Here is a 21608-nt window from a genome sequence, read left to right as displayed (position 1 = left end):
CTGTCTACAGGTCGACCTTCAGGTAGTGCGAGCCCGCGATCGGGTTGTGGTAGTAGGGCGGCACGGCCTCGAAACCGAGGTCCTCGTAGAGCGCGCGCGCGGATTCCATGTCGTCCAGCGTGTCGAGCAGGACGCACGCATACCCGGCATGGCGCGCCGCGTCGAGGATGGCTTCCGCTAGTTGACGCCCCACGCCCAGACCACGGAATGCCGGACGGACGTAGAGCCGCTTCATCTCGGCCGCGTTTGGGTAGTCGACCGTGTCGAGCGGGCGCAATGCGCAGCAACCCGCGATCCTTACGCTGCGGCCGCCATGGCGCAACAGGCCTCGGTCGTCCGCCGTTTCGGCCCGGGATACGTCGGCCGCTGCGTCATCGCCAACATCGGGCGCGACCAGCGCCAGCAGCAGCTTGCCGCGTGGCTCGGCATAGTCGCCCGGCAACAGTGCCAGTTCGCGCTCGAAATCCTGAAAACCCAGGTCGATGCCCAGCGCCTGCGCATAGTCCTCGAACAGGGCGCGGGTCGCTGCCAGTTCGTGGGTTTCCGAAGGCTGGAACAGCAGCACCGACGATGCGCCCACCAAGGGCAGCGGCCTGGAGGAAGCGGCATTCATGTCGAACGCGGAGCCATCGGTGGGTCGATGCGCGGAGCCATCACCGTGCGACCTTCACGCTTCGGCCAGCAGCTTCTCGATGAGCCGATGCAGTTCCGCGAAGTCGGGTTCGCCGACATAGCGCTTCACGATCCGGCCGCGCTTGTCGACGATGTAGGTGGTCGGTGTGAGCGCCACGTCGCCCCAGGCCTTGGCGACAGCACCGGTGTTGTCGATGGCGACGTCGAAGGGCAGCTTGCGCGTCTGGGCGAAGTTCACCACGTAGCTCGGCGGGTCGTAGCTCATGGCGACGGCCAGCGTGTCATAGCCTCGGGCCTTGTACTTGTCGTGGGTGGCAATAATGCGGGGCATCTCGGCCACGCAGGTGACGCAGCTGGTGGCCCAGAAATTCACCAGGGTGACCTTGCCCTTCAGGTCCTCGGTCGACGTCTTGCGGCCGTCGAGCAGCACGAAGGTCGAGGCCGGCGCCGCCGACGCCCCGGTGTTCATGTAGACGGCCGCTCCAGCCGCCAGGGCGATCGCGAGAGCGGCGACAGGGAGGAGTTTTTTCATGGGAGATCGATCGATGAAGCGCAGAAATTTTAATTCCGCCTGCCTGGCCCTTCCAGCGGGACTGGCATGGATGGCCATGCAGCAGGCTCACGCGCTCTCGCTGGGCGACCTCAGCAGCGGCGACGCCGCGAGCGGCGTCAAGGCCGCGCTGGAGAAGGGCGCCACGGTGGCGGTCGGCCTGCTGGGCCGGCCCGACGGCTTCCTGAACAATCCGCGTGTGCGGATCCCGCTGCCGGGCTATCTGGAAAAAGCCACCCAGATGCTCCGGATGGTGGGGCAGAGCGGGCGCATCGACGAACTCGTGACCGCCATGAACCGCGCGGCCGAGCAGGCGGTGCCGGCGTCGAAGGACCTGCTGATCTCCGCCGTGCGCGGCATGAGCGTGTCCGACGCCAAGGGCATCCTGACGGGCGGCGACACCTCGGTCACCGAGTTCTTCGTCGGCAAGACGCGTGCGCCGCTGACCGAGCGCTTCCTGCCGATCGTCACCACGGCCACCGCCCGCGTGCAGCTGGCCGACAAGTACAACGCGATCGCCGCCAAGGCGTCCGGCCTGGGCCTGATGAAGTCGGAGGACGCCAACATCCAGCGCTACGTCACGGGCAAGTCCCTCGACGGGCTCTACCTCGTGATCGGCGACGAGGAACGCAAGATCCGGCAGGACCCGGTGGGCAGCGGCAGCGCGATCCTGCAGAAGGTCTTCGGCGCGCTGCGCTGAACGGCGTTCCCCGTTTCCATTCCGTCGTCCCGGATGCCCATGCGTCGCCGCTTCGACATCGTCCCGGCCAGCCTGGCGATCCTGCTCGTCGCCTGCACGCCCACCTTCAACTGGCGCGAGGTGCCGGTGGGCGACGGCGACCTGGTCGCGCTGCTGCCCTGCAAGCCCGATCGCGCCGAGCGGATGCTGCCCCTGGGAACCGACTCGGTGCGCGTCGACATGGCCGGCTGCGAGGCCGGCGGCGTCACCTTCGCGGTCGCGCATGCCGAGGCCTCGGGGCCGGCGCAGGCATCGGCCTGGCTCGATGCCTGGCGCCGGGCGACGCGCGCCCGGCTCGCGGGCCGCGCATCGACCGAGGCGGCAGGCGCGCTGCCGCGTGCCGCCGCCGCGCCGGCGCCGCTGCGGCTCGACGCCCCGATGGGCACGGGCGACGATCGGGCCCCGCCCATGCGGGTCCTGTGGTTCGCGCGACAGCACCCGCGCGGCGTGTCGCTCTACCAGGCGACGGCCATCGGCCAGCCTTCGTCGACCGAGGCTCTGGAAACCTTCTTCGAAGGCCTGCGCCTGCCATGAGAACGGCGCCGGGCCGTTCGCCCGGAGCAAGCTCGCATAATCGATCCCCACTCTCCCGCTCTGCATGAACAGCATCCTCATCATCGCCCACGCGCCCTTGGCCAATGCCCTGCGGCAGTGCGCGCTGCATGTCTTTCCCGAAAGCGAATCCACGGTGTTCGCGCTCGACGTCCTGCCCAACGTGTCGGCCGAGGAAACGCTCGCCGTCGCCCGCATCACGCTCGAACAGATGCAGCGCACTCCGGACGACAAGGTGCTGGTGCTGGGCGACATGTTCGGCGCGACGCCCTGCAACGTGGCGCACAAGCTGGTCGACGGCGTGAACTCGCGGCTGGTGGCCGGTGTCAACCTGCCGATGCTCATCCGCGTGCTGAGCTACCGCCGGGAGCCGCTGCACACGCTGGCCGAACGCGCCGTGGTCGGCGGCGGGGCCGGCGTCATGCAGGTCGCGGTGGCCGCGCCTCAAAACCAGTCGAAGAGAAAACCCAGTGATAAAGACCACAGTGACGATCAGCAATAAGCTGGGCCTGCATGCCCGCGCGTCGGCCAAGCTCACCAAGCTCGCCGGCAGCTTCCCGTGCGAGGTCTGGATCTCGCGCGGCGAGCGACGCGTCAACGCCAAGAGCATCATGGGCGTGATGATGCTGGCCGCGGGCATCGGCACCGTGGTGCAGCTCGACACCGAAGGCGACCAGGCCCAGCAGGCCATGGACGCGCTGGTGGCCCTCATCAACGACAAGTTCGGCGAAGGCGAGTGATGGCCGACCGTTGCCGTCCGGACGCCTCCCCGGTGCGCGCATGACGTTCTCCATCCACGGCCTCCCGGTCGCGCGAGGCATCGCCATCGGGCGCGCGGTGCTGGTGGTGTCGAGCCGCATCGACGTCGCCCACTACTTCATCAAGCCCGAGGAGGTCGATGCCGAGATCGATCGCGTGCGGTCCGCGCGCAACGCCGTCGCCGATGAACTGACGCGGCTGCAGGCCAGCGTCGCGCTGATGGGGCCGAACGACGCGCCGCACGAGCTCGCCGCGCTGCTCGAGGTCCACCAGATGCTGCTGCAGGACGAGGCCCTCGCCGGCGGCGTCAAGCAGTGGATCACGGGGCGCCTTTACAACGCCGAGTGGGCCCTGACGACCCAGCTCGAGGTCATCGCGCGCCAGTTCGACGAGATGGAGGACGAGTACCTGCGCGAACGCAAGGCCGACCTCGAGCAGGTGGTCGAGCGCATGCTGCACCGCATGAAGGGCACCGCCGCGGTGCTGGCGCCGTCGCCGCCGCCGCGCAGGAAGCGCGCGGCCATGGCCGCGAGCGAGGACGACGACGACGCCCCGCACGACCCGACCTCGGTCGACGGCGTCGACGTGCCGCTGGTGCTGATCGCGCACGACCTCTCGCCGGCCGACATGCTGCAGTTCAAGAAGAGCGTGTTCGCGGGCTTCGTCACCGACGTGGGCGGACGCACCTCGCACACGGCGATCGTCGCGCGCAGCATGGACATCCCGGCCGTGGTGGGCGCGCGCACGGCGAGCCAGCTGGTGCGCCAGGACGACTGGGTCATCATCGACGGCGACGCCGGCGTGATGATCGTCGACCCCTCGCCCATCATCCTGGCCGAATACGGCTTCAAGCAGCGCCAGGGCGATCTCGAGCGCGGCCGGCTCTCGCGCCTGCGCCACAAGCCCGCCGTCACGCTCGACGGCGAGCGCGTCGAGCTGCTGGCCAACATCGAACTGCCCGACGACACGGTCGGCGCGGTCAAGGCCGGTGCCGCCGGCGTCGGCCTGTTCCGCAGCGAGTTCCTGTTCATGGGACGCGAGGCGCAGCACCTCGCGCGGCTGCCCGACGAGGAGGAGCAGTACCTCGCCTACCGGCGCGCGGTCGAAGGCATGCAGGGCATGCCGGTCACGATCCGCACCATCGACATCGGCGCCGACAAGCCGCTCGACGGCAAGGCGACGCGCCAGGAGCACCTCAATCCCGCGCTGGGCCTGCGCGCCATCCGCTGGAGCCTGGCCGACCCGGCGATGTTCCTGACGCAGCTGCGCGCCATCCTGCGCGCGGCCGCGCACGGCGGGGTCCACCTGCTGATCCCGATGCTCGCGCACACCTTCGAGATCCGCCAGACGCTCGCGCTCATCGACGAGGCGCGCGCCCAGCTCGACCGCCGGGGCATGGCGCACGGGCCGGTGAAGCTCGGCGCCATGATCGAGATCCCGGCCGCGGCGCTGATGGTCGGCACCTTCCTCAAGCATTTCGATTTCCTGTCGATCGGCACCAACGACCTGATCCAGTACACGCTGGCCATCGACCGCACCGACGAGTCCGTCGCGCACCTCTACGACCCCGCGCATCCGGCCGTGCTGCGCCTGGTGGCCGACACCATCGCCGAGTGCCGCCGTCAGGGCAAGAGCGTGAGCGTGTGCGGCGAGATGGCCGGCGACGTGACCTTCACGCGCCTGCTGCTGGGGCTGGGCCTGCGCAGCTTCTCCATGCATCCCTCGCGCATCCTGGCCGTCAAGCAGGAGGTGCTGCGCGCCGACACGTCCAAGCTCGCATCCTGGGCGCAGGAGGTGCTGAGGGCGGACGATCCGGCCGAGGCGCTGCTGCCGAGCGTCCAGGCCTGAGCCGCCGCGGCGTCAGCCGCCGACCTTGTTCGGCGAGCGCCAGGCCCGTTCGAACGGCAGGCGCCACGCGTGCGGCGCGATCAGCTGATGCACCGCCTTCGGGCCCCAGGAGCCGGGCTCGTACAGGCGCACGGGCGGCGGCGCCTCGAGCAGCTGGGACGACACCTGCCACAGCCGCTCGATGCCCTCTGCCGTGGTGAAGAGCGTGCTGTCGCCGCGCATCGCGTCGAGGATCAGGCGCTCGTAGGCCTCGAGCACCTCGCCGGCCAGGCCGGTGTCGTGCATGGCGAACTGCAGGCTGAGCTTGTCCAGCCGCATGCCGGGGCCGGGGCGCTTGCCGTAGAACGACAGCGACATCTTCGAGGCGTCGGCCAAGTCGAAGGTCAGGTGGTCCGGTCCCTGCGCGCCGACGCCCGAACCGGCCGGGAACATGCTCTTGGGCGGCTCCCGGAAAGCGATCGAGATGATCCGCTGGCCCTCGGCCAGGCGCTTGCCGGTGCGCAGGTAGAACGGCACGCCGGCCCAGCGCCAGTTGTCGATGTGGCACTTCAGCGCGATGAAGGTCTCGGTGTCCGAATCCGGGTCGACGCCCTCCTCGTTGCGGTAGCCGCTGTACTGGCCGCGCACCACGTCGCCCGACTGGATCGGCACCATGCTGCGGAACACCTTGTTCTTCTCCTCGCCGATGGGCTGCGGATCGAGCGAGGTCGGCGGCTCCATCGCCATGAAGCCGACGATCTGGAACAGGTGCGTCACCACCATGTCGCGGTAGGCGCCGGTCTGCTCGTAGAAGCCCGCGCGCTTGCCCAGACCGAGCGTCTCGGGCACGTCGATCTGCACGTGGTCGATGAAGTTGCGGTTCCAGATCGGCTCGAACAGACCGTTGGCGAAGCGGAAGGCCAGGATGTTCTGCGCCGCCTCCTTGCCCAGGAAGTGGTCGATGCGGAAGATCTGCTCCTCCTGGAACACCTCGTGCAGCCGGCGGTTGAGCGCCACGGCACTGGCCAGGTCGGTGCCGAAGGGCTTCTCCATGACGATGCGCGCGCGCTCCACCAGCCCGGCCTCGCCGAGCATGCGCACCACCGGCAGCGCCGCGTTGGGCGGCACGCTCAGGTAGTGCAGTCGCCGGCATTCGGTGCCCAGCGAGGCCTCGGCCCGATCGACGGCCGCCCGCAGGGCCTCGGCGCCGCCCGACAGCGGCACGTAGTCGAGCGTGGCGGCGAAGGCGTCCCAGGCCTCCTGCGTGACCTTGCGGCTGCCGAACTCGTCGAGCGACGAGCGGGCGACGGCGCGGAAGCCGTCGGCGTCGAGTTCGTCGAGCGACACGCCGATGATCCGGCAGGCCGGGATGAAGCCGGTGCTGCAGAGGTGGAACAGGCCGGGCAGCAGCTTGCGCCGCGCCAGGTCGCCGGTGGCGCCCACCAGCACCACGGCCTGGGGAAAGCGCGGACCGACGCCGGGAGGGATCTTGGCCATGGTGGTCATCGGAAAGTGGAAGGATGACGGGACAAGCGATTTCGGTGCCAGCCGCTCAGCGGCGCAGCAGGTCGCGCAGCTCGCGCTTGAGCACCTTGCCGATGGCGCTGCGCGGCAGCTCGTCGATGAAGTGCAGCTGCGCCAGGCGCTGCGTCTTGCCCAGTTGCGCGTTGGCCCACTGCAGCAGCGCGTCGCCGGCGGTCGCGTCGCCCGCGGCCGGCACCACGAAGGCGACCGGCGTCTCGCCCCACTCGGCCGAGGGCACACCGACCACCGCCGCGTCCGCCACGCCCGGGTGCGCGCGCAGCACCGCTTCCAGGTCGCTCGGATAGATGTTGAAGCCGCCGCTGATGACCAGGTCCTTGCGGCGGTCGAACAGCGTGAGGAAGCCGTCGTCGTCGAAGCGGCCGACGTCGCCGGTGCGGATGAAGCGTCGGCCGTCGGGTGCGAACCACTCGGCCTCGCGCGTCTTCTCCGGCTGGCGGTGGTAGCCGACCATCATCCCGGCCGAGTGCCCCACCACCTCGCCGGCCTCGCCGCGCGCGACCTCGCGGCCGTCCTCGTCGATCAGCCGGATGTCGCTGCCCTCGGCCGGCTGGCCGACGGTGTGGAGCTTGTCCGGATGCCGATGCGCCTCCAGGATGCAGGTGCCGCCGCCCTCGGTCATGCCGTAGAACTCGACCAGCCCGCCCGGCCAGCGCGCCAGCACGTCGGCCTTGAGCGCGGCGTGGAAGGGTGCGCTGGTGCTGAACTTGAAGCGGAACGACGCCAAGTCGTGCGCGCCGAAGGCCGGATGCGCCATGAGCCGCTGGTACTGCACCGGCACCAGCATCGTGTGCGTGACGCGGTGCGTCTGCGCCAGCGCCAGGTAGCCGGCGGCGTCGAACTTCGGCATCAGGATCACGCAGCCGCCGAAGGCGATCGTCGGGAAGAACACGACCAGCGTGGTGTTGGAGTAGAGCGGCGTCGACAGCAGCGTGACCGTGTCCGGGCCGTAGTCGTAGCGCGCGCCGCGCTTGACGTGCGACCAGCGCATGCCGTGGCCCTGCACGATACCCTTGGGCTCGCCCGTGGTGCCGGAGGAATAGATGATGTTGAACGGCGAAGCCGGGGCCAGTGTGACCGCAGCGGGCCGTGCCCCGGAGAGCGCCAGCCACGTCCCGAGCCCGGTGCCGGCCGGGGAACCGTCCAGCGCGATGCGCGGCGGATCGCCCGGGAGCGCCGGGCCGAAGGTCTCCGCCGCCGCGGCGTCGACGAACAGCAGGCGCGCGTCGGCGTCCTGCTGCATCCGACGCAGGCTCGTCGAGGTCGAACCGGGTGCGAGCGGCGCGACCGCGACGCCGGCGCGCAGGGCGCCCAGGAAGACGCTGGCGTAGGCGGCGGAGGACGCCGCGCAGATCGCGATGGCGTCGCCGGTCTCCAGGCCGTCGCGCTGCAGGGCGGCCGCGATGCGGTCCATCGCGGCATCGAGTTGGGCGTAGGTAAGCGTGGTGCCGGGATCGCGCAGGGCGGGATCGGCGGGCCGCTCGCGCGCATGGATGCGGATCAGGTCGGAGATCGTGCCGAAGTCCTGTGCCAGCACGTCTTGCAGGAAGGGGAGGGAGGCGGTCATGGGCGAGCGACGGTGGGTGGAACGGGCGGCGCCGTGTCCGTGCGCCGCCTGTCAGTGTGCCGCAGCCCGACGCGGATGCCGGTCGCCCGCTTGACCGGACTCCGCGGCGCCGCAGCGCCCGAGGATTCAGACGCCCGCGGCGTGCGCCTGCTCGTCGGCGTGGTAGCTGCTGCGCACCATGGCGCCGACCGCCGCGTGACTGAAGCCCATCTCGTAGGCCTTCTCCTCGAACATCCTGAAGGTGTCGGGATGCACGTAGCGGCGCACCGGCAGGTGCGAGTTCGACGGCGACAGGTACTGACCGATGGTCAGCATGTCGATGTCGTGCGCGCGCATGTCGCGCATCACCTGCAGGATCTCCTCGTCGGTCTCGCCCAGGCCGACCATGATGCCGCTCTTGGTCGGCACGTTCGGGTGCAGCGCCTTGAACTTCTTGAGCAGGTTGAGGCTGAACTGGTAGTCGCTGCCGGGACGCGCTTCCTTGTAGAGGCGCGGAGCGGTCTCGAGGTTGTGGTTCATCACGTCCGGCGGCGCGGCCTTGAGGATCTCCAGCGCGCGGTCGTCGCGGCCGCGGAAGTCGGGCACCAGGATCTCGATCTGCGTCGTGGGAGAGAGCTCGCGGATGTTGCGGATGCACTCGACGAAATGGCCGCTGCCGCCGTCGCGCAGGTCGTCGCGGTCGACGCTGGTGATCACCACGTACTTCAGGCGCAGCTTGGCGATGGTGCGCGCCAGATTGAGCGGCTCGTCCTTGTCGAGCGGGTCGGGCCGGCCGTGGCCGACGTCGCAGAACGGGCAGCGCCGCGTGCACTTGTCGCCCATGATCATGAAGGTCGCGGTGCCCTTGCCGAAGCACTCGCCGATGTTCGGGCACGAGGCTTCCTCGCACACCGTGTGCAGGTTGTTCTCGCGTAGGATCTGTTTGATCTCGTAGAAGCGCGTGGTCGGCGAGCCGGCCTTCACGCGGATCCATTCGGGTTTCTTCAGCGTCTCGCCCTGCACGACCTTCACCGGGATGCGCGAGAGCTTGGCGGCGGCCTTCTGCTTGGCCAGCGGGTTGTAGTTCTCGGCACTCTGGCTCTCGCGCACGACGGGCGACGGCGTGACCGGGGACGGGACGGGGGCGAGGACGGCTTCGGAGGGATTCATGGGGCTCGGACTTTCAAGGCGCCAGGTACGCGCCGAGCTTGTCGCCCAGCACGCGTGCGGCTTCTTCCCAGGGGATGTGGACGTCGATTGTAGAAAGATCGACCGTTTTCAGGCTCGCATAGCCACAGGGGTTGATGCGCGAGAAGGGTTCCAGGTCCATCGCCACGTTGAGCGACACGCCGTGGTAGGTGCCGTGGCGAGCGACCTTGATGCCGAGCGCGGCGATCTTGCCGAGCCCCCTGAAGGGATCCAGGGCCGGGAACGGACCGGTCAGCGCCGCGTGGGAGAACGGGTCGTCGAGCCGCACGTAGATGCCCGGCGAGCCCGGCACGCGGTGCCCCGTCACGCCGAAGTGGGCGAGCGTGGCGATCACCGACGATTCGATGCGGAAGACGTATTCCTTGACGAAGTAGCCGGCGCGGCGCAGGTCCAGCAATGGATAGGCGACGACCTGGCCCGGCCCGTGGAAGGTGACCTGCCCGCCACGGTCGGTCTGCACCACCGGGATGTCGCCCGGATTCAGCACGTGTTCGGTCTTGCCCGCGAGGCCTTGCGTGTACACCGGCGGGTGCTCGCACAGCCAGAGTTCGTCGGGCGTGTCGGGGGTGCGGTCGGCGGCGAAGGCGCGCATGGCGTCGTAGGTCGCGCGGTAGTCGACGCGGCCGCGCACGATGGCGACCGGCGCCGCCACGACCGCGCCGGCCGATGCCGTCAAAGCACCACCTTGACCATCGGGTGCGAGGACAGCGTGCGGTAGAGTTCGTCGAGCTGCTCGCGGCTCGTGGCCGTCACGGTGATCGTCACACCCAGGTAGTTGCCTCCCTTGCTGGGCCGCAATTCGATGCTTCCGGCATCGAACGTCGGGTCGAAGCGCTCGGCGATCTGGGTCACCGCGTGGACGAAGCCATCCACCTTGGCACCCATCACCTTGATGGGGAAGAGCGAGGGATATTCGATCAGCGACGGTGCTGGCGGCGTCGTGTCTGCGGAGGGGGGCGGAGGCGTCTGAGTCATGGCGGTGTAAGCATGAAGGTATAAAGTTCCCCACGGACCCGCTCGGTCATGGTCGAATCGCGGGGGTTTTTACTTATAATCAATGGCTTTGTAAAATTCAGCGGTTCTCTGTCAACCTGCGGTGCGCATTCCAATGACAACCAGCACCCTCGAAAACCAGATGAATCCTGAAGTGGATGTCGAAGACTCCGATTTCAAGCCGCTGAGCGCCCAGGAGGCGCAACAGCTCCGCGAAGCCCATCCCGAACCGTCGCCCTGGTGGGTGATCGTGGCCCAGGTGGCCGCAGGATTGGTCGTGGCGGGAATCGCGTGGGTCTGGACGGGTCGGCCGGTGGCCGGTGCGTCGGCACTCTACGGAGCGCTGGCAGTGGCGATCCCGGCGGCGTTGTTCGTCCGGGGCCTCGTCAGGGGAACGAAGGCAGGTTCGCAGGCGGGTGCTCCCGCTGCCGCCATGCTGAGGTTCGCCGTCTGGGAGATGACCAAACTCGTGTTGACCGTGGCCTTGCTGGCGGCGGCGCCCTGGGTGGTCGGCGGCCTGAGCTGGCTGGCGTTGCTGGCCGGTGTCGTGGCCGCGATGAAAATGTATTGGGTCGCCCTCGTGGTGCGGCCCAAGTTGTTGAACCGTATTTGATTCTTTAGAGAGACGCGTAAAGATGGCCGCTGAAGGACACGCACCGACCGCGAGTGAATACATCGTTCACCATTTGCAGCACTGGCAGGTGAACTGGGGCCTCGAACCCGTCACCCAGAAGGCGATCGTCGACTTTAACGTCATCAACCTCGACTCCGTGCTCTATGCGTTGGCGATCGGCGTGATCGGCTGCTTCGTGCTTTGGTTGGCCGCGCGCAAGGCGACCGCCGGCGTGCCGGGCCGCTTCCAGGCGGCCGTCGAGATCCTCGTCGAGATGGTCGACAACCAAGCCCGCGCCAACATCCACAACGCCACCAGCCGCAAGTTCATCGCGCCGCTGGCGCTCACCGTGTTCGTCTGGATCTTCCTGCTCAACGCCATGGACATGCTGCCGGTCGACCTGCTGCCGGCGCTGTGGGCCAAGTTCCACGAAGCCTCCGGCGGCGATCCGCACCACGCCTACATGCGCGTCGTGCCCACGGCCGACCTCTCTACCACGCTGGGCCTGTCGACCTCCGTCCTGCTCCTGTGCCTGTTCTACAGCGTCAAGATCAAGGGTCTGGGCGGCTGGGGCCACGAACTCATCACGGCACCCTTCGGCGCGCATCCCGTGCTCTGGCCCATCAACTTCCTGATGCAGGTCATCGAATATCTGGCCAAGACCGTCTCGCACGGCATGCGGCTGTTCGGCAACATGTATGCCGGCGAACTGGTCTTCATGCTGATCGCGCTCATGGGCGGTGCGATGGCGGCTTCGTTCTCGGGAGTGCTGCTGCCCATCGGGCACATCATTGCCGGAACTGTCTGGGCGATCTTCCACATCCTGGTGATCACGCTTCAGGCGTTCATTTTCATGATGCTGACGCTCATCTATCTGGGCCAGGCGCATGAAGGTCACTGAGCTTCGCTGCTCGCCCGTTCCCTTTGCCTGCTTTCGTTTTTTCTTTCGCTTTCAATCTGTAATCTAAGGAGTCATCATGGAAAACATTCTCGGTCTCGTCGCTCTGGCTAGTGGTTTGATCGTCGGCCTCGGCGCGATCGGTGCTTCCATCGGCATCGCTCTGATGGGCGGCAAGTTCCTCGAGGCTTCGGCGCGTCAGCCCGAACTCATGAACGACCTGCAAACCAAGATGTTCATCTTGGCCGGTCTGATCGACGCCGCGTTCCTGATCGGTGTGGCCATCGCCCTGCTGTTCGCTTTCGCCAACCCGTTCGCCGCGACCTTCCTGGCCAACCTGCCCCGTTAAGCCCCGTTCAACGCCACTCTAGAAAGGTGTTGCCGTGAGTATCAACGCGACCCTGTTCGTTCAGGCCATCGTCTTCCTGCTGCTGGTGCTGTTCACGATGAAGTTCGTGTGGCCGCCCATCGCAAAGGCGCTGGACGAACGCGCACAAAAGATCGCCGCGGGCCTGGCGGCCTCCGACAAGGCCAAGGCGGAACTCGCCTCGGCTAACCAGCGCGTCGAGCAAGAACTGGTGAAGTCCCGCAACGAGACGACCAGCCTGCTGGCCGACGCCGAGCGCCGGGCCCAGCAGATCGTCGAGGAGGCCAAGGGCCGCGCGACGCTCGAAGCCAACAAGATCGTGACCGCCGCCCACGCCGAAGCCGAGCAGCAGTCCGTGCGCGCCCGCGAGGTCCTGCGCGAGCAGGTCGCCGCGCTGGCCGTCAAGGGCGCCGAGCAGATTCTCCGCAAGGAAGTCGACGCCGGTGTCCATGCCGACCTGCTCGCCCGCCTGAAGACCGAGCTCTGAGGACGACATGGCCGAACTCGCCACCATCGCCCGTCCGTATGCCGATGCGCTCTTCCAGGCGTCCTCGAACGACCTCGAAGGCACGGCCGGCTGGCTAGAGCAACTCGCGACGATCGCCGCGACGCCGCAGCTGCTGCAGTTCGCGTCCGATCCGAAGGTCTCCTCCGAACAGGTCTTCGATCTCGTCTCCGGCCTCACGTCCCACGTGCTGCCCGACGCGGGCAAGAATTTCCTGCGCACCGTGATCGACAACGGCCGGATCGCCGCCCTGCCCGAAGTCGCCGCCCAGTACCGCATGCTCCAGAATGCGAAGAGCGGTTCGTCGGACGCGGTGATCCACAGCGCCTTCCCGATCGACGACGCCACCCTGCGCGACATTGGCGTCGCGCTCGAACGCCGCTTCGGCCGCAAGCTGACCACCCGGGTGGAAAGCGATCCCTCGCTCATCGGCGGCATCCGTGTCGTCGTGGGCGACGAAGTCCTCGACACCTCCGTGAAGGCGCGTCTCGAGCAAATGAAAGCAGCGCTCACCGCTTGATGCGGCGAGGCGGTCGGCCCCATTTATTGAAAGAAGGAAAGAGTCATGCAACTCAATCCCGCAGAGATTTCCGAACTCATCAAGAGCCGCATCGAAGGCCTCGGCGTCAGCTCCGACATCCGCAACCAGGGCACCGTGGTGTCCGTGACCGACGGCATCGTGCGCGTGCACGGCCTGTCGGACGCGATGCAGGGTGAAATGCTGGAGTTCACGGCCACCGCCGACGGCACGCCGTCGTACGGCCTGGCGCTGAACCTCGAGCGCGACTCCGTCGGCGCCGTGATCCTGGGCGAGTACGAGCACATCTCCGAAGGCTCGACCGTCAAGTGCACGGGTCGCATCCTGGAAGTGCCCGTGGGCCCCGAGCTCATCGGCCGCGTGGTCAACGCGCTGGGCCAGCCGATCGACGGCAAGGGTCCGATCAACGCCAAGATGACCGACGTGATCGAGAAGGTCGCCCCGGGCGTGATCGCACGGAAGTCCGTCGACCAGCCCCTGCAGACCGGCCTGAAGTCCATCGACTCGATGGTGCCGGTCGGCCGCGGCCAGCGCGAACTGATCATCGGTGACCGCCAGACCGGCAAGACCGCCGTCGCGATCGACGCCATCATCAACCAGAAGGGCCAGGGCGTCACCTGCGTCTACGTCGCCATCGGCCAGAAGGCCTCGTCGATCAAGAACGTCGTGCGCGCGCTGGAGCAGGCCGGCGCGATGGACTACACCATCGTCGTCGCCGCCTCGGCCTCCGAGTCGGCCGCCATGCAGTACGTGTCGGCCTACTCCGGCTGCACGATGGGCGAGTACTTCCGCGATCGCGGCGAGGACGCGCTGATCGTCTACGACGACCTGTCCAAGCAGGCCGTCGCCTACCGCCAGGTCTCGCTGCTGCTGCGCCGCCCGCCGGGCCGCGAAGCCTATCCCGGCGACGTGTTCTATCTCCACAGCCGCCTGCTCGAGCGTGCCGCGCGCGTGAACGCCGACTACGTCGAAGCCTTCACCAAGGGCGAAGTCAAGGGCAAGACCGGCTCGCTGACCGCGCTGCCGATCATCGAGACGCAGGCCGGCGACGTGTCCGCCTTCGTGCCGACCAACGTGATCTCGATCACCGACGGCCAGATTTTCCTGGAGACCTCGCTGTTCAACGCCGGCATTCGCCCCGCCATCAACGCCGGTATCTCGGTGTCGCGCGTGGGTTCGTCGGCGCAGACGAAGATCATCAAGAGCCTGTCGGGCGGCATCCGTACCGACCTGGCCCAGTACCGCGAGCTGGCCGCGTTCGCGCAGTTCGCTTCGGACCTGGACGAAGCCACCCGCAAGCAGCTCGACCGCGGTGCCCGCGTGACCGAACTGCTCAAGCAGGCCCAGTACAGCCCGCTGCCGATCTCGCTGATGGGCGCCACGCTGTTCGCGGTGAACAAGGGCTTCATGGACGATCTGGAAGTCAAGAAGGTCCTGGCCTTCGAGCACGGCCTGCATCAGTTCCTGAAGACCAGCCATGCCGCGCTGCTCGACAAGATCGAGAAGGCCAAGGCGCTCGACAAGGACGCCGAAGCCGAACTGACCGCCGCCATCACGACCTTCAAGAAGTCGTTCGCCTGATGCCGTCGGCATCGTCGATGGCATTCGTGACCACCCCCGTCTAAGGAACCTCTATGGCAGCCGGCAAGGAAATTCGCGGCAAGATCAAATCGGTGGAGAACACCAAGAAGATCACCAAGGCCATGGAAATGGTGGCCGCGTCGAAGATGCGCAAGGCGCAGGAGCGCATGCGCGCCGCCCGTCCGTACAGCGAGAAGATCCGCCACGTGGCGGCCAACCTCGGCCAGGCGAATCCCGAGTACACGCACGCCTTCATGAAGACCAACGAGGCGAAGGCCGCGGGCTTCATCCTGGTGACGACCGACAAGGGCCTGTGCGGCGGCATGAACACCAACGTGCTGCGCGCGCTGACCACCAAGCTGCGCGAGCACCAGGCGGCCGGCACGGGCATCGAGGCGGTGGCGATCGGCAATAAGGGCCTGGGCTTCCTCAACCGCATCGGCGCCCGCGTCGTCTCGCACGTCACGCAGCTGGGCGACACGCCGCACCTCGACAAGCTCATCGGGCCGGTCAAGGTGCTGCTCGACGCCTATGCCGAAGGCAAGCTCAGCGCCGTCTACATCTGCTACACCAAGTTCATCAACACGATGAAGCAGGAATCGGTGGTCGAGCAGCTGTTGCCGCTCGCGGCGGACTCGATGAAGGTCGAGGCCGGCCAGATGTCGTGGGACTACATCTACGAACCCGACGCGCCGAGCGTGATCGACGAGTTGCTCGTGCGCTACGTCGAATCGCTGGTCTACCAGGCCGTGGCGGAGAACATGGCCTCGGAGCAGTCGGCGCGCATGGTGGCGATGAAGTCGGCCACCGACAACGCCGGCAACGTGATCAGCGAATTGAAGCTGATCTACAACAAGACCCGTCAGGCCGGCATCACCAAAGAGCTGTCGGAAATCGTGTCGGGCGCCGCGGCGGCCGCCGGCGTCTGAAGTCCAGACGACCTCAACCAGATTCAAAAATCAATTGGAGCAGATGATGGCTCAAGACAATGCAGTGCAAGGCAGGATCGTTCAATGCATCGGTGCCGTGGTCGACGTGGAATTCCCGCGCGACCACATGCCCAAGATCTATGACGCCTTGAAGTTCGAAGGCAGCGCGCTGACGCTCGAGGTGCAGCAGCAGCTCGGCGACGGCGTCGTGCGCACCATCGCGCTGGGCTCGTCCGACGGCCTGCGCCGCGGCCTGATGGTCACCAACACCCAGGCGCCGATCACCGTGCCCGTGGGCAAGGCGACGCTCGGCCGCATCATGGACGTGCTGGGCGCGCCCATCGACGAGCGCGGTCCCGTCGGCCAGGAGCTCACCGCGTCGATCCACCGCAAGGCACCGGCCTACGACGAACTCTCGCCGTCGACCGACCTGCTGGAGACCGGCATCAAGGTGATCGACCTGGTGTGCCCGTTCGCCAAGGGCGGCAAGGTGGGCCTGTTCGGCGGCGCCGGCGTGGGCAAGACCGTGAACATGATGGAACTCATCAACAACATCGCCAAGGCCCACTCGGGTCTGTCGGTGTTCGCTGGCGTGGGCGAACGGACCCGCGAAGGCAACGACTTCTATCACGAGATGGCCGACTCCGGCGTCGTGAACCTCGAGAAGCTCGAGGACTCGAAGGTCGCCATGGTCTACGGCCAGATGAACGAGCCCCCGGGCAACCGCCTGCGCGTGGCCCTGACCGGCCTGACCATCGCCGAGTCGTTCCGCGACGAAGGCCGCGACGTGCTGTTCTTCGTCGACAACATCTACCGCTACACGCTCGCCGGCACCGAAGTGTCCGCACTGCTGGGTCGCATGCCTTCCGCCGTGGGTTACCAGCCCACGCTGGCCGAGGAGATGGGCCGCCTGCAGGAGCGCATCACGTCGACCAAGGTCGGCTCGATCACCTCGATCCAGGCCGTGTACGTCCCGGCGGACGACCTGACCGACCCGTCGCCCGCCACGACCTTCGCCCACCTGGACTCGACCGTGGTGCTGTCGCGCGACATCGCCTCGCTGGGCATCTACCCCGCCGTGGACCCGCTAGACTCGACCTCGCGCCAGCTCGACCCGAACGTGGTCGGCGAGGAGCACTACAACGTGGCCCGCTCGGTGCAGAACACGCTGCAGCGCTACAAGGAACTGCGCGACATCATCGCCATCCTGGGCATGGACGAACTGGCGCCCGACGACAAGCTCGCCGTGGCCCGCGCCCGCAAGATCCAGCGCTTCCTGTCGCAGCCGTTCCACGTCGCCGAGGTTTTCACCGGTTCGCCCGGCAAGTACGTGCCGCTGGCCGAGACCATCCGCGGCTTCAAGATGATCGTCAACGGCGAAGCCGACCACCTGCCCGAGCAGGCGTTCTACATGGTCGGCACCATCGACGAAGCCTTCGAGAAGGCCAAGAAGGTCGCCTGATGGCCAACACCATTCACGTCGACGTGGTCAGTGCCGAGGAGTCAATCTTCTCCGGCGAGGCCAAATTCGTTGCGCTGCCCGGCGAAGCCGGCGAACTGGGCATCTACCCGCGCCACACGCCGCTCATCACGCGCATCCGTCCCGGTGCCGTGCGCATCGAGATGGCCGACGGCGGCGAGGAATTCGTCTTCGTGGCCGGCGGCATCCTGGAGGTGCAGCCCAACACCGTCACCGTGCTGTCCGACACCGCCATCCGCGGCAAGGACCTCGACGACGAGAAGGCGAGCAAGGCCAAGGCGGCCGCCGAGGAAGCCCTGAAGAACGCCAAGAACGACATCGACATCGCGATGGCCCAGTCCGAGCTGGCCGTGATGGCCGCCCAGCTGGCGGCGCTGCGCAAGTTCCGCCAGAAGAAGTGATCGGCAGCGGTCGACGGATCCGTCCGCCCGCCGCATCGACAGCTCGTGAAAGAACCGCCTTCGGGCGGTTTTTTCTTGGCGACACGGACGGCGAGCGCGTCACGCGGCGACGGCTGACGATGCACCCGGCCTGGTGCTGCCACCATGGTTTTCCATTCAATCCCATCGACAGGAAGGAAGACCGCATGCACAAGATCCTGATGGCGCTCGTCGCCTCGCTCGCCGTCGTGACCGCCAGTGCCCAGATCGGCAAGGCGGCCTCCGAAGCCACCGACGCGGCCAAGCACAAGATCGACGAGAAGCGCGCCGACAGCGAAGCCAAGAAGAGCGGGCCGGTCGGCAAGGCGGTCAACAACGTCAAGTCCGGCTATCACAAGAACCGCTCGCAGAGTTCGGCCGACAAGGCCAAGAAGGCCTTGAAGGACGCCGGCTGATCCGGCGCGAAGGCGGCGCTGCGGACCGCCTTCAGACCCGGTCGGGATCGGTGACCGAGCCGGTGCGCGATTCGCGGCCGGTGGCCGCCGAATGCACGGCGCCGCGACCGCCGTTCTTGGCCGCGTAACAGGCGGCATCGGCCGCCTCGAGCCACTGCGCCGTGTCGTGGGTCTGCGGCGTCAGGCTCGCGACGCCCAGGCTGGCGCCGACGGTGAGTGTGCCCTGGTCCCAGGGCATCTCGATCTGGAGGATGCCGTCGCGGACGTTGCGCGCGATGCGCAAGGCGGTGTCGTGGCTGCACCCTTCGAGGAGCAGCGCGAATTCGTCGCCGCCCATGCGCGCCACCAGGTCGCTGGCGCGCACGCGCGACGTCATGGCCTTGGCCACGGCCAGCAGCATGAGGTCCCCGGCCCCATGGCCGGCGCGATCGTTGACCGGCTTGAAATGGTCGAGGTCGATGAACACGATGGCCGCGGGACGGGCGTCGGGCAGGGTCGCGACCAGTTCGTCGGCGCGCTGCACGAAGACGCTGCGGTTGGCCAGGCCGGTGAGCGGATCGTGCGTCGCCGTCCACTTCAGGCGCTCGTGCGCGGCTCGCGCCTCCTCGATGTCGTCGACGATCCAGATCGCGCCGCGCGAGAGGTCGTCGGGGTCGACCGGCTTGCTGTGGACCCGCGCCCAGAAGCAGGTGCCGTCGCCGCGCCGCAGTCGCCACTCGCCCATGTAGGCGCGACGCTCGACGAAGGCCTGCAGTTCGAGGGCGGCGAAGTGCGGATGGTCGACCGGCGACGGAAAGAGGTGCTGGACGGGCCGTCCCAGCAGCGGATCGCCGGGCGCGTCCGCCGACGGAGTGCCGTCGAAGCCGAGCAGCCGGCGAAAGGCCGCACCCACCAGTTCGAAGCGTCCCTCGCGCACGATGGCGATGCCCGCGGGCGCCGCGCTCATGACCGAACGCAACTGGCCCAGCACCTCGGCGTTGCGCAATTCCAGCCGGGCGCGCTCGGTGCCCACGCGCTGCAGCACGCAACCCAGGCTGCCGATCTCGCCGCCGGCCACGGGCCAGCCGTCCTGGGGTGCCATCGTGCCGTCGAACAGGTGCAGCGCGCGGTGCTGCAACTGGCTCAGCGGCCGCAGCAGCCAGCCCAGCAGCAGCAGCAGACCGATGGAGAACAGCGCGACCAGGCCGGCCGCGGCGCGCAATGCGGCCTGGCGCGCGTCGCGCAGCGGCGCGAGCAGGACGGCCTCGCTGCGCACCCGCCAGACCAGCCAGTCGGGCCCGGGCACGCCGCTGACGCTGACCAGCTCGCCGGGCTGCGCGACCACCAGGCCCTGCGGCTCGATCGGCGAGCCGATCGCCTGCCAGGTGGCGAAGGCGCTGGCCAGCCGGGGTTCCTGCGCGATGTGGCCCATGACGCGGGAGCGATCGGGATGCGCCAGCACCAGGCCACGGGCGTCGGTCACGATCAGCATGACCGACGTGGCGTCGTCGCCCCGGTCCTGCACCAGGCCGTCGAGCAGGTCGCGGTCGGCCAGGCGAAGGATGCCGCCCAGCACGGCGCGCACGCGGCCGTCCTCGATCACCGGCTGCGTGAAGACGACCACCGGCTCGCCGCTGAACCGGTTGCGCACCGCCTCGGACATCTGCGGCCGCTGCTCGGTCAGGGTGCGCCGGAAGTATTCGCGATCGGACACGTTCGCGTCCAAGGGACCGATGCCCTTCTCGTCGGCGTACAGCAGGATCCGGCCCTGACGGTCGGCGACCGACAGCATGGGAAAAAGACTGCGCAGGAAGGGCTGCCCTTCGGCGAACCGGATCAGCGCCGACGTGTCCGCCAGGGTGGCGACGTCGAGCCGCGGCGTCAGGGACGCCAGCGCCCGCTGGAGTTCGACCACGCGGCGCGACAGCAGCGCCGCCGTGCGCACCGACTCGGCCAGCTCGTGCTCGCGCTCGGTCGCGAGCGTGGCGCGCTCGGCCCGGTTCACCAGCAGCAGCGACGTGAGGGTGATGCCCAGGACCAGGGCCGCGAGGCCGCCGAGCGTGATGCGCAGCTTGAGCGAGCCGAGGGCGTCGCGCAGCCGTTGCGACATCGTGGGCCGTGATGGAAGCGGTGAATCCTGGGGGTTCATCGAAGGCCCGGAGGGAGGCTCGGATGCATCGGCAGCGAGCGGATGTCTTGCGACGTGGACGGAGCGCGGAAGCCGTATTCTGAAGCGATTCTTCGTTTAAACGACAAAGTGCCCGCCGGCGCCGTAGGCCGGAGCCCACAGTGGTTCGCGACCACGCATCGGGCATGGCGCACGTCGGCGCCACCTAGGATGCTCGGTCATGACCGAAGCGCCTCCCGTCTCCACCGCGTCGCGCCCCGGCGACCTCGTCGTCGCCCGCCCGGAGGGTCTGTACTGCCCGCCCGGCGACTTCTACATCGATCCCTGGCGACCGGTGGAGCGCGCCGTCATCACCCACGCGCACTCGGACCACGCGCGCACCGGCCACACCCACTACCTGGCCCACACCGACAGCGAAGGCACCCTGCGCACGCGCCTGGGCGCGGGCATCGACCTGCAGACCCTGGCCTATGGCGAGGCCATCGAGCAGAACGGCGTGCGCGTCTCGCTGCACCCGGCCGGCCACGTGCTGGGCTCGGCGCAGGTGCGGCTCGAGCACGGCGGGCGCGTGTGGGTCGCCTCGGGCGACTACAAGACCGATGCCGACGGCACCTGCGCGCCCTTCGAGCCGGTGCGCTGCGACACCTTCATCACCGAATCCACCTTCGGCCTGCCGATCTACCGCTGGCCGACCCAGGCCGAATTGATCGCCGACATCGACGCCTGGTGGCGGCGCAACGCCGACGAGGGCCGCGCCTCGGTGCTGCTGTGCTATGCCTTCGGCAAGGCGCAGCGCATCCTGCACGGCGTCGACGCCTCCATCGGGCCGATCGTGGTCCACGGCGCGGTTGAGCCGCTCAACGCCGTCTACCGCGCCGCCGGCGTGGCGCTGCCGCCGACCTTCCGGGTGAGCGACCCCGGCGTCGACGCCCAGATGCTCCGACGCGCCCTGGTGCTGGCGCCGCCGTCCGCGCAGGGCACGCCGTGGATGAAGCGCTTCGGCAACTACGTCGACGCCTTCGCCAGCGGCTGGATGCAGTTGCGCGGCACGCGCCGGCGGCGTGGCGTCGACCGCGGCTTCGTGATGTCCGACCACGCCGACTGGCCCGGCCTGCAGAAGGCCATCGCCGGCACCGGCGCCGAGCGCATCTTCGTCACCCACGGCAGCGTGGCGATCCTGGTGCGCTGGCTGCAGGAGAACGGGCTGGAGGCGCAGGGCTTCAGGACCGAGTACGGCGACGACGACGTGGCGGACGTGGCTCCCTCCCCTTCCGGGGGAGGGCAGGGGAGGGGACCAGCGGCGTCCGGCGAGGAGGCCGTCGACCCCCCTCTTGGCCTCCCCCCGGAAGGGGGAGGAGCAATGTCATGAGGGCCCTCGCAGCGCCTTGCGATCGGTGCCGGTCTC

24 protein-coding genes are annotated in these 21608 nt (G+C 68.3%); 16 read left to right on the top strand and 8 right to left on the bottom strand.

All coding sequences use genetic code 11. From position 1 onward, the window contains the following. Positions 1 to 4: 4 nt before the first annotated feature. Both ABID77_RS19255 and ABID77_RS19250 read right to left on the bottom strand, forming a co-directional pair. Positions 5 to 613 (bottom strand): GNAT family N-acetyltransferase, encoded by a 609-nt coding sequence (locus ABID77_RS19255; RefSeq protein WP_429599269.1) that lies wholly within the window; start codon positions 611 to 613, stop codon positions 5 to 7. A 54-nt stretch (positions 614 to 667) separates the two neighbouring features. Further along, positions 668 to 1165: a TlpA disulfide reductase family protein gene (locus tag ABID77_RS19250; RefSeq protein ID WP_429599266.1), complete on the bottom strand. Its 498-nt coding sequence runs from the start codon at positions 1163 to 1165 to the stop codon at positions 668 to 670. Between the two features lie 13 nt (positions 1166 to 1178). Between ABID77_RS19250 and ABID77_RS19245 the strand changes: the two genes are divergently transcribed. From ABID77_RS19245 to ptsP, 5 genes are all read left to right on the top strand, one after another. After that, the gene (locus ABID77_RS19245) at positions 1179 to 1883 is read left to right on the top strand and encodes a DUF4197 domain-containing protein (RefSeq protein WP_429599263.1); all 705 of its coding nucleotides are present in this window, start codon (positions 1179 to 1181) and stop codon (positions 1881 to 1883) included. A 33-nt stretch (positions 1884 to 1916) separates the two neighbouring features. Continuing rightward, entirely contained in the window at positions 1917 to 2456 is a 540-nt protein-coding gene (locus ABID77_RS19240) for a hypothetical protein (protein ID WP_429599260.1), read from the top strand. Positions 2457 to 2520: 64 nt separating this feature from the next. Further along, on the top strand, positions 2521 to 2976 hold the full coding sequence (locus tag ABID77_RS19235; RefSeq protein WP_429599258.1) for a PTS sugar transporter subunit IIA: 456 nt from the start codon (positions 2521 to 2523) through the stop codon (positions 2974 to 2976). Beyond that, on the top strand, positions 2945 to 3214 hold the full coding sequence (locus ABID77_RS19230) for an HPr family phosphocarrier protein (RefSeq protein WP_429599256.1): 270 nt from the start codon (positions 2945 to 2947) through the stop codon (positions 3212 to 3214). Before ABID77_RS19235 ends, ABID77_RS19230 begins: the two co-directional genes overlap by 32 nt. A 40-nt stretch (positions 3215 to 3254) precedes the next feature. Then, on the top strand, positions 3255 to 5081 hold the full coding sequence (gene ptsP / locus ABID77_RS19225; protein WP_429599253.1) for a phosphoenolpyruvate--protein phosphotransferase: 1827 nt from the start codon (positions 3255 to 3257) through the stop codon (positions 5079 to 5081). 12 nt (positions 5082 to 5093) lie between these two features. Here ptsP and zwf read toward each other — a convergent pair whose 3' ends face one another. The 5 genes from zwf to ABID77_RS19200 all read right to left on the bottom strand — a co-directional run bounded on the left by zwf (position 5094) and on the right by ABID77_RS19200 (position 10332). Next, a complete protein-coding gene (gene zwf / locus ABID77_RS19220; RefSeq protein WP_429599251.1) occupies positions 5094 to 6557 on the bottom strand; it encodes a glucose-6-phosphate dehydrogenase in 1464 nt (487 codons plus the stop codon). Between the two features lie 55 nt (positions 6558 to 6612). Beyond that, entirely contained in the window at positions 6613 to 8169 is a 1557-nt protein-coding gene (locus ABID77_RS19215; protein ID WP_429599248.1) for a class I adenylate-forming enzyme family protein, read from the bottom strand. A gap of 126 nt (positions 8170 to 8295) precedes the next feature. After that, positions 8296 to 9318: a lipoyl synthase gene (gene lipA / locus ABID77_RS19210; protein ID WP_429599245.1), complete on the bottom strand. Its 1023-nt coding sequence runs from the start codon at positions 9316 to 9318 to the stop codon at positions 8296 to 8298. 13 nt (positions 9319 to 9331) lie between these two features. Then, positions 9332 to 10033: a lipoyl(octanoyl) transferase LipB gene (gene lipB, locus ABID77_RS19205; RefSeq protein WP_429599242.1), complete on the bottom strand. Its 702-nt coding sequence runs from the start codon at positions 10031 to 10033 to the stop codon at positions 9332 to 9334. Continuing rightward, complete coding sequence (locus tag ABID77_RS19200) at positions 10030 to 10332, bottom strand: YbeD family protein (RefSeq protein ID WP_429599239.1); 303 nt, start codon at positions 10330 to 10332, stop codon at positions 10030 to 10032. The genes lipB and ABID77_RS19200 overlap by 4 nt, the downstream gene beginning before the upstream one ends. A gap of 133 nt (positions 10333 to 10465) precedes the next feature. Between ABID77_RS19200 and ABID77_RS19195 the strand changes: the two genes are divergently transcribed. From ABID77_RS19195 to ABID77_RS19150, 10 genes are all read left to right on the top strand, one after another. Further along, positions 10466 to 10963 carry an ATP synthase subunit I gene (locus ABID77_RS19195; protein WP_429599236.1) on the top strand — a complete coding sequence of 166 codons (498 nt, stop codon included), beginning with the start codon at positions 10466 to 10468 and terminating at the stop codon, positions 10961 to 10963. Between the two features lie 22 nt (positions 10964 to 10985). Continuing rightward, a complete protein-coding gene (gene atpB / locus ABID77_RS19190) occupies positions 10986 to 11864 on the top strand; it encodes a F0F1 ATP synthase subunit A (protein ID WP_429599233.1) in 879 nt (292 codons plus the stop codon). A gap of 76 nt (positions 11865 to 11940) precedes the next feature. Further along, on the top strand, positions 11941 to 12210 hold the full coding sequence (atpE, locus tag ABID77_RS19185) for a F0F1 ATP synthase subunit C (protein ID WP_296315815.1): 270 nt from the start codon (positions 11941 to 11943) through the stop codon (positions 12208 to 12210). Between the two features lie 34 nt (positions 12211 to 12244). Then, complete coding sequence (locus tag ABID77_RS19180) at positions 12245 to 12715, top strand: F0F1 ATP synthase subunit B (protein WP_296315816.1); 471 nt, start codon at positions 12245 to 12247, stop codon at positions 12713 to 12715. Between the two features lie 7 nt (positions 12716 to 12722). Next, positions 12723 to 13253, top strand: coding sequence for a F0F1 ATP synthase subunit delta (locus tag ABID77_RS19175; protein ID WP_429599230.1), 531 nt, complete (start codon positions 12723 to 12725; stop codon positions 13251 to 13253). 45 nt (positions 13254 to 13298) lie between these two features. Then, positions 13299 to 14852 (top strand): F0F1 ATP synthase subunit alpha, encoded by a 1554-nt coding sequence (gene atpA, locus ABID77_RS19170; protein ID WP_429599227.1) that lies wholly within the window; start codon positions 13299 to 13301, stop codon positions 14850 to 14852. Positions 14853 to 14905: 53 nt separating this feature from the next. Then, positions 14906 to 15781, top strand: a complete 876-nt coding sequence (gene atpG, locus ABID77_RS19165) for a F0F1 ATP synthase subunit gamma (RefSeq protein ID WP_429599224.1) — start codon at positions 14906 to 14908, stop codon at positions 15779 to 15781. Between the two features lie 46 nt (positions 15782 to 15827). Then, complete coding sequence (atpD, locus tag ABID77_RS19160; protein WP_429599307.1) at positions 15828 to 17243, top strand: F0F1 ATP synthase subunit beta; 1416 nt, start codon at positions 15828 to 15830, stop codon at positions 17241 to 17243. Continuing rightward, complete coding sequence (locus tag ABID77_RS19155) at positions 17243 to 17662, top strand: F0F1 ATP synthase subunit epsilon (protein WP_429599222.1); 420 nt, start codon at positions 17243 to 17245, stop codon at positions 17660 to 17662. The genes atpD and ABID77_RS19155 overlap by 1 nt, the downstream gene beginning before the upstream one ends. Positions 17663 to 17847: 185 nt before the next feature. Continuing rightward, complete coding sequence (locus tag ABID77_RS19150; protein WP_429599219.1) at positions 17848 to 18096, top strand: hypothetical protein; 249 nt, start codon at positions 17848 to 17850, stop codon at positions 18094 to 18096. Positions 18097 to 18127: 31 nt separating this feature from the next. Here ABID77_RS19150 and ABID77_RS19145 read toward each other — a convergent pair whose 3' ends face one another. Continuing rightward, on the bottom strand, positions 18128 to 20185 hold the full coding sequence (locus tag ABID77_RS19145; RefSeq protein ID WP_429599216.1) for a sensor domain-containing diguanylate cyclase: 2058 nt from the start codon (positions 20183 to 20185) through the stop codon (positions 18128 to 18130). A 238-nt stretch (positions 20186 to 20423) separates the two neighbouring features. On the opposite strand from ABID77_RS19145, the gene ABID77_RS19140 reads away from it, so the two are divergent. Beyond that, a complete protein-coding gene (locus tag ABID77_RS19140; protein ID WP_429599213.1) occupies positions 20424 to 21572 on the top strand; it encodes a ligase-associated DNA damage response exonuclease in 1149 nt (382 codons plus the stop codon). The last annotated feature ends 36 nt before the right edge of the window (positions 21573 to 21608 follow it).

Origin of the sequence: Variovorax sp. PvP013 (assembly GCF_050435945.1) — a bacterium.
Lineage (GTDB): Bacteria > Pseudomonadota > Gammaproteobacteria > Burkholderiales > Burkholderiaceae_C > Variovorax.
The sequence above is the reverse complement of the archived record's forward strand: the minus strand, read 5'-3'. Positions and strand labels throughout refer to the sequence as shown.

Excerpts from the sequence above, each read along its gene's own strand:
- ABID77_RS19155 (WP_429599222.1), top strand. The coding sequence starts at position 17,243 with ATGGCCAACACCATTCACGTCGACGTGGTCAGTGCCGAGGAGTCAATC.
- atpA (WP_429599227.1), top strand. The coding sequence starts at position 13,299 with ATGCAACTCAATCCCGCAGAGATTTCCGAACTCATCAAGAGCCGCATC.
- ABID77_RS19250 (WP_429599266.1), bottom strand. The coding sequence starts at position 1,165 with ATGAAAAAACTCCTCCCTGTCGCCGCTCTCGCGATCGCCCTGGCGGCT.
- zwf (WP_429599251.1), bottom strand. The coding sequence starts at position 6,557 with ATGGCCAAGATCCCTCCCGGCGTCGGTCCGCGCTTTCCCCAGGCCGTG.
- ABID77_RS19235 (WP_429599258.1), top strand. The coding sequence starts at position 2,521 with ATGAACAGCATCCTCATCATCGCCCACGCGCCCTTGGCCAATGCCCTG.
- ABID77_RS19240 (WP_429599260.1), top strand. The coding sequence starts at position 1,917 with ATGCCCATGCGTCGCCGCTTCGACATCGTCCCGGCCAGCCTGGCGATC.
- ABID77_RS19145 (WP_429599216.1), bottom strand. The coding sequence starts at position 20,185 with ATGTCGCAACGGCTGCGCGACGCCCTCGGCTCGCTCAAGCTGCGCATC.
- atpD (WP_429599307.1), top strand. The coding sequence starts at position 15,828 with ATGGCTCAAGACAATGCAGTGCAAGGCAGGATCGTTCAATGCATCGGT.
- ABID77_RS19215 (WP_429599248.1), bottom strand. The coding sequence starts at position 8,169 with ATGACCGCCTCCCTCCCCTTCCTGCAAGACGTGCTGGCACAGGACTTC.
- ABID77_RS19245 (WP_429599263.1), top strand. The coding sequence starts at position 1,179 with ATGAAGCGCAGAAATTTTAATTCCGCCTGCCTGGCCCTTCCAGCGGGA.
- atpB (WP_429599233.1), top strand. The coding sequence starts at position 10,986 with ATGGCCGCTGAAGGACACGCACCGACCGCGAGTGAATACATCGTTCAC.
- ABID77_RS19200 (WP_429599239.1), bottom strand. The coding sequence starts at position 10,332 with ATGACTCAGACGCCTCCGCCCCCCTCCGCAGACACGACGCCGCCAGCA.
- ABID77_RS19150 (WP_429599219.1), top strand. The coding sequence starts at position 17,848 with ATGCACAAGATCCTGATGGCGCTCGTCGCCTCGCTCGCCGTCGTGACC.
- ABID77_RS19175 (WP_429599230.1), top strand. The coding sequence starts at position 12,723 with ATGGCCGAACTCGCCACCATCGCCCGTCCGTATGCCGATGCGCTCTTC.
- ABID77_RS19255 (WP_429599269.1), bottom strand. The coding sequence starts at position 613 with ATGAATGCCGCTTCCTCCAGGCCGCTGCCCTTGGTGGGCGCATCGTCG.
- ptsP (WP_429599253.1), top strand. The coding sequence starts at position 3,255 with ATGACGTTCTCCATCCACGGCCTCCCGGTCGCGCGAGGCATCGCCATC.
- atpE (WP_296315815.1), top strand. The coding sequence starts at position 11,941 with ATGGAAAACATTCTCGGTCTCGTCGCTCTGGCTAGTGGTTTGATCGTC.
- ABID77_RS19195 (WP_429599236.1), top strand. The coding sequence starts at position 10,466 with ATGACAACCAGCACCCTCGAAAACCAGATGAATCCTGAAGTGGATGTC.
- lipA (WP_429599245.1), bottom strand. The coding sequence starts at position 9,318 with ATGAATCCCTCCGAAGCCGTCCTCGCCCCCGTCCCGTCCCCGGTCACG.
- ABID77_RS19140 (WP_429599213.1), top strand. The coding sequence starts at position 20,424 with ATGACCGAAGCGCCTCCCGTCTCCACCGCGTCGCGCCCCGGCGACCTC.
- atpG (WP_429599224.1), top strand. The coding sequence starts at position 14,906 with ATGGCAGCCGGCAAGGAAATTCGCGGCAAGATCAAATCGGTGGAGAAC.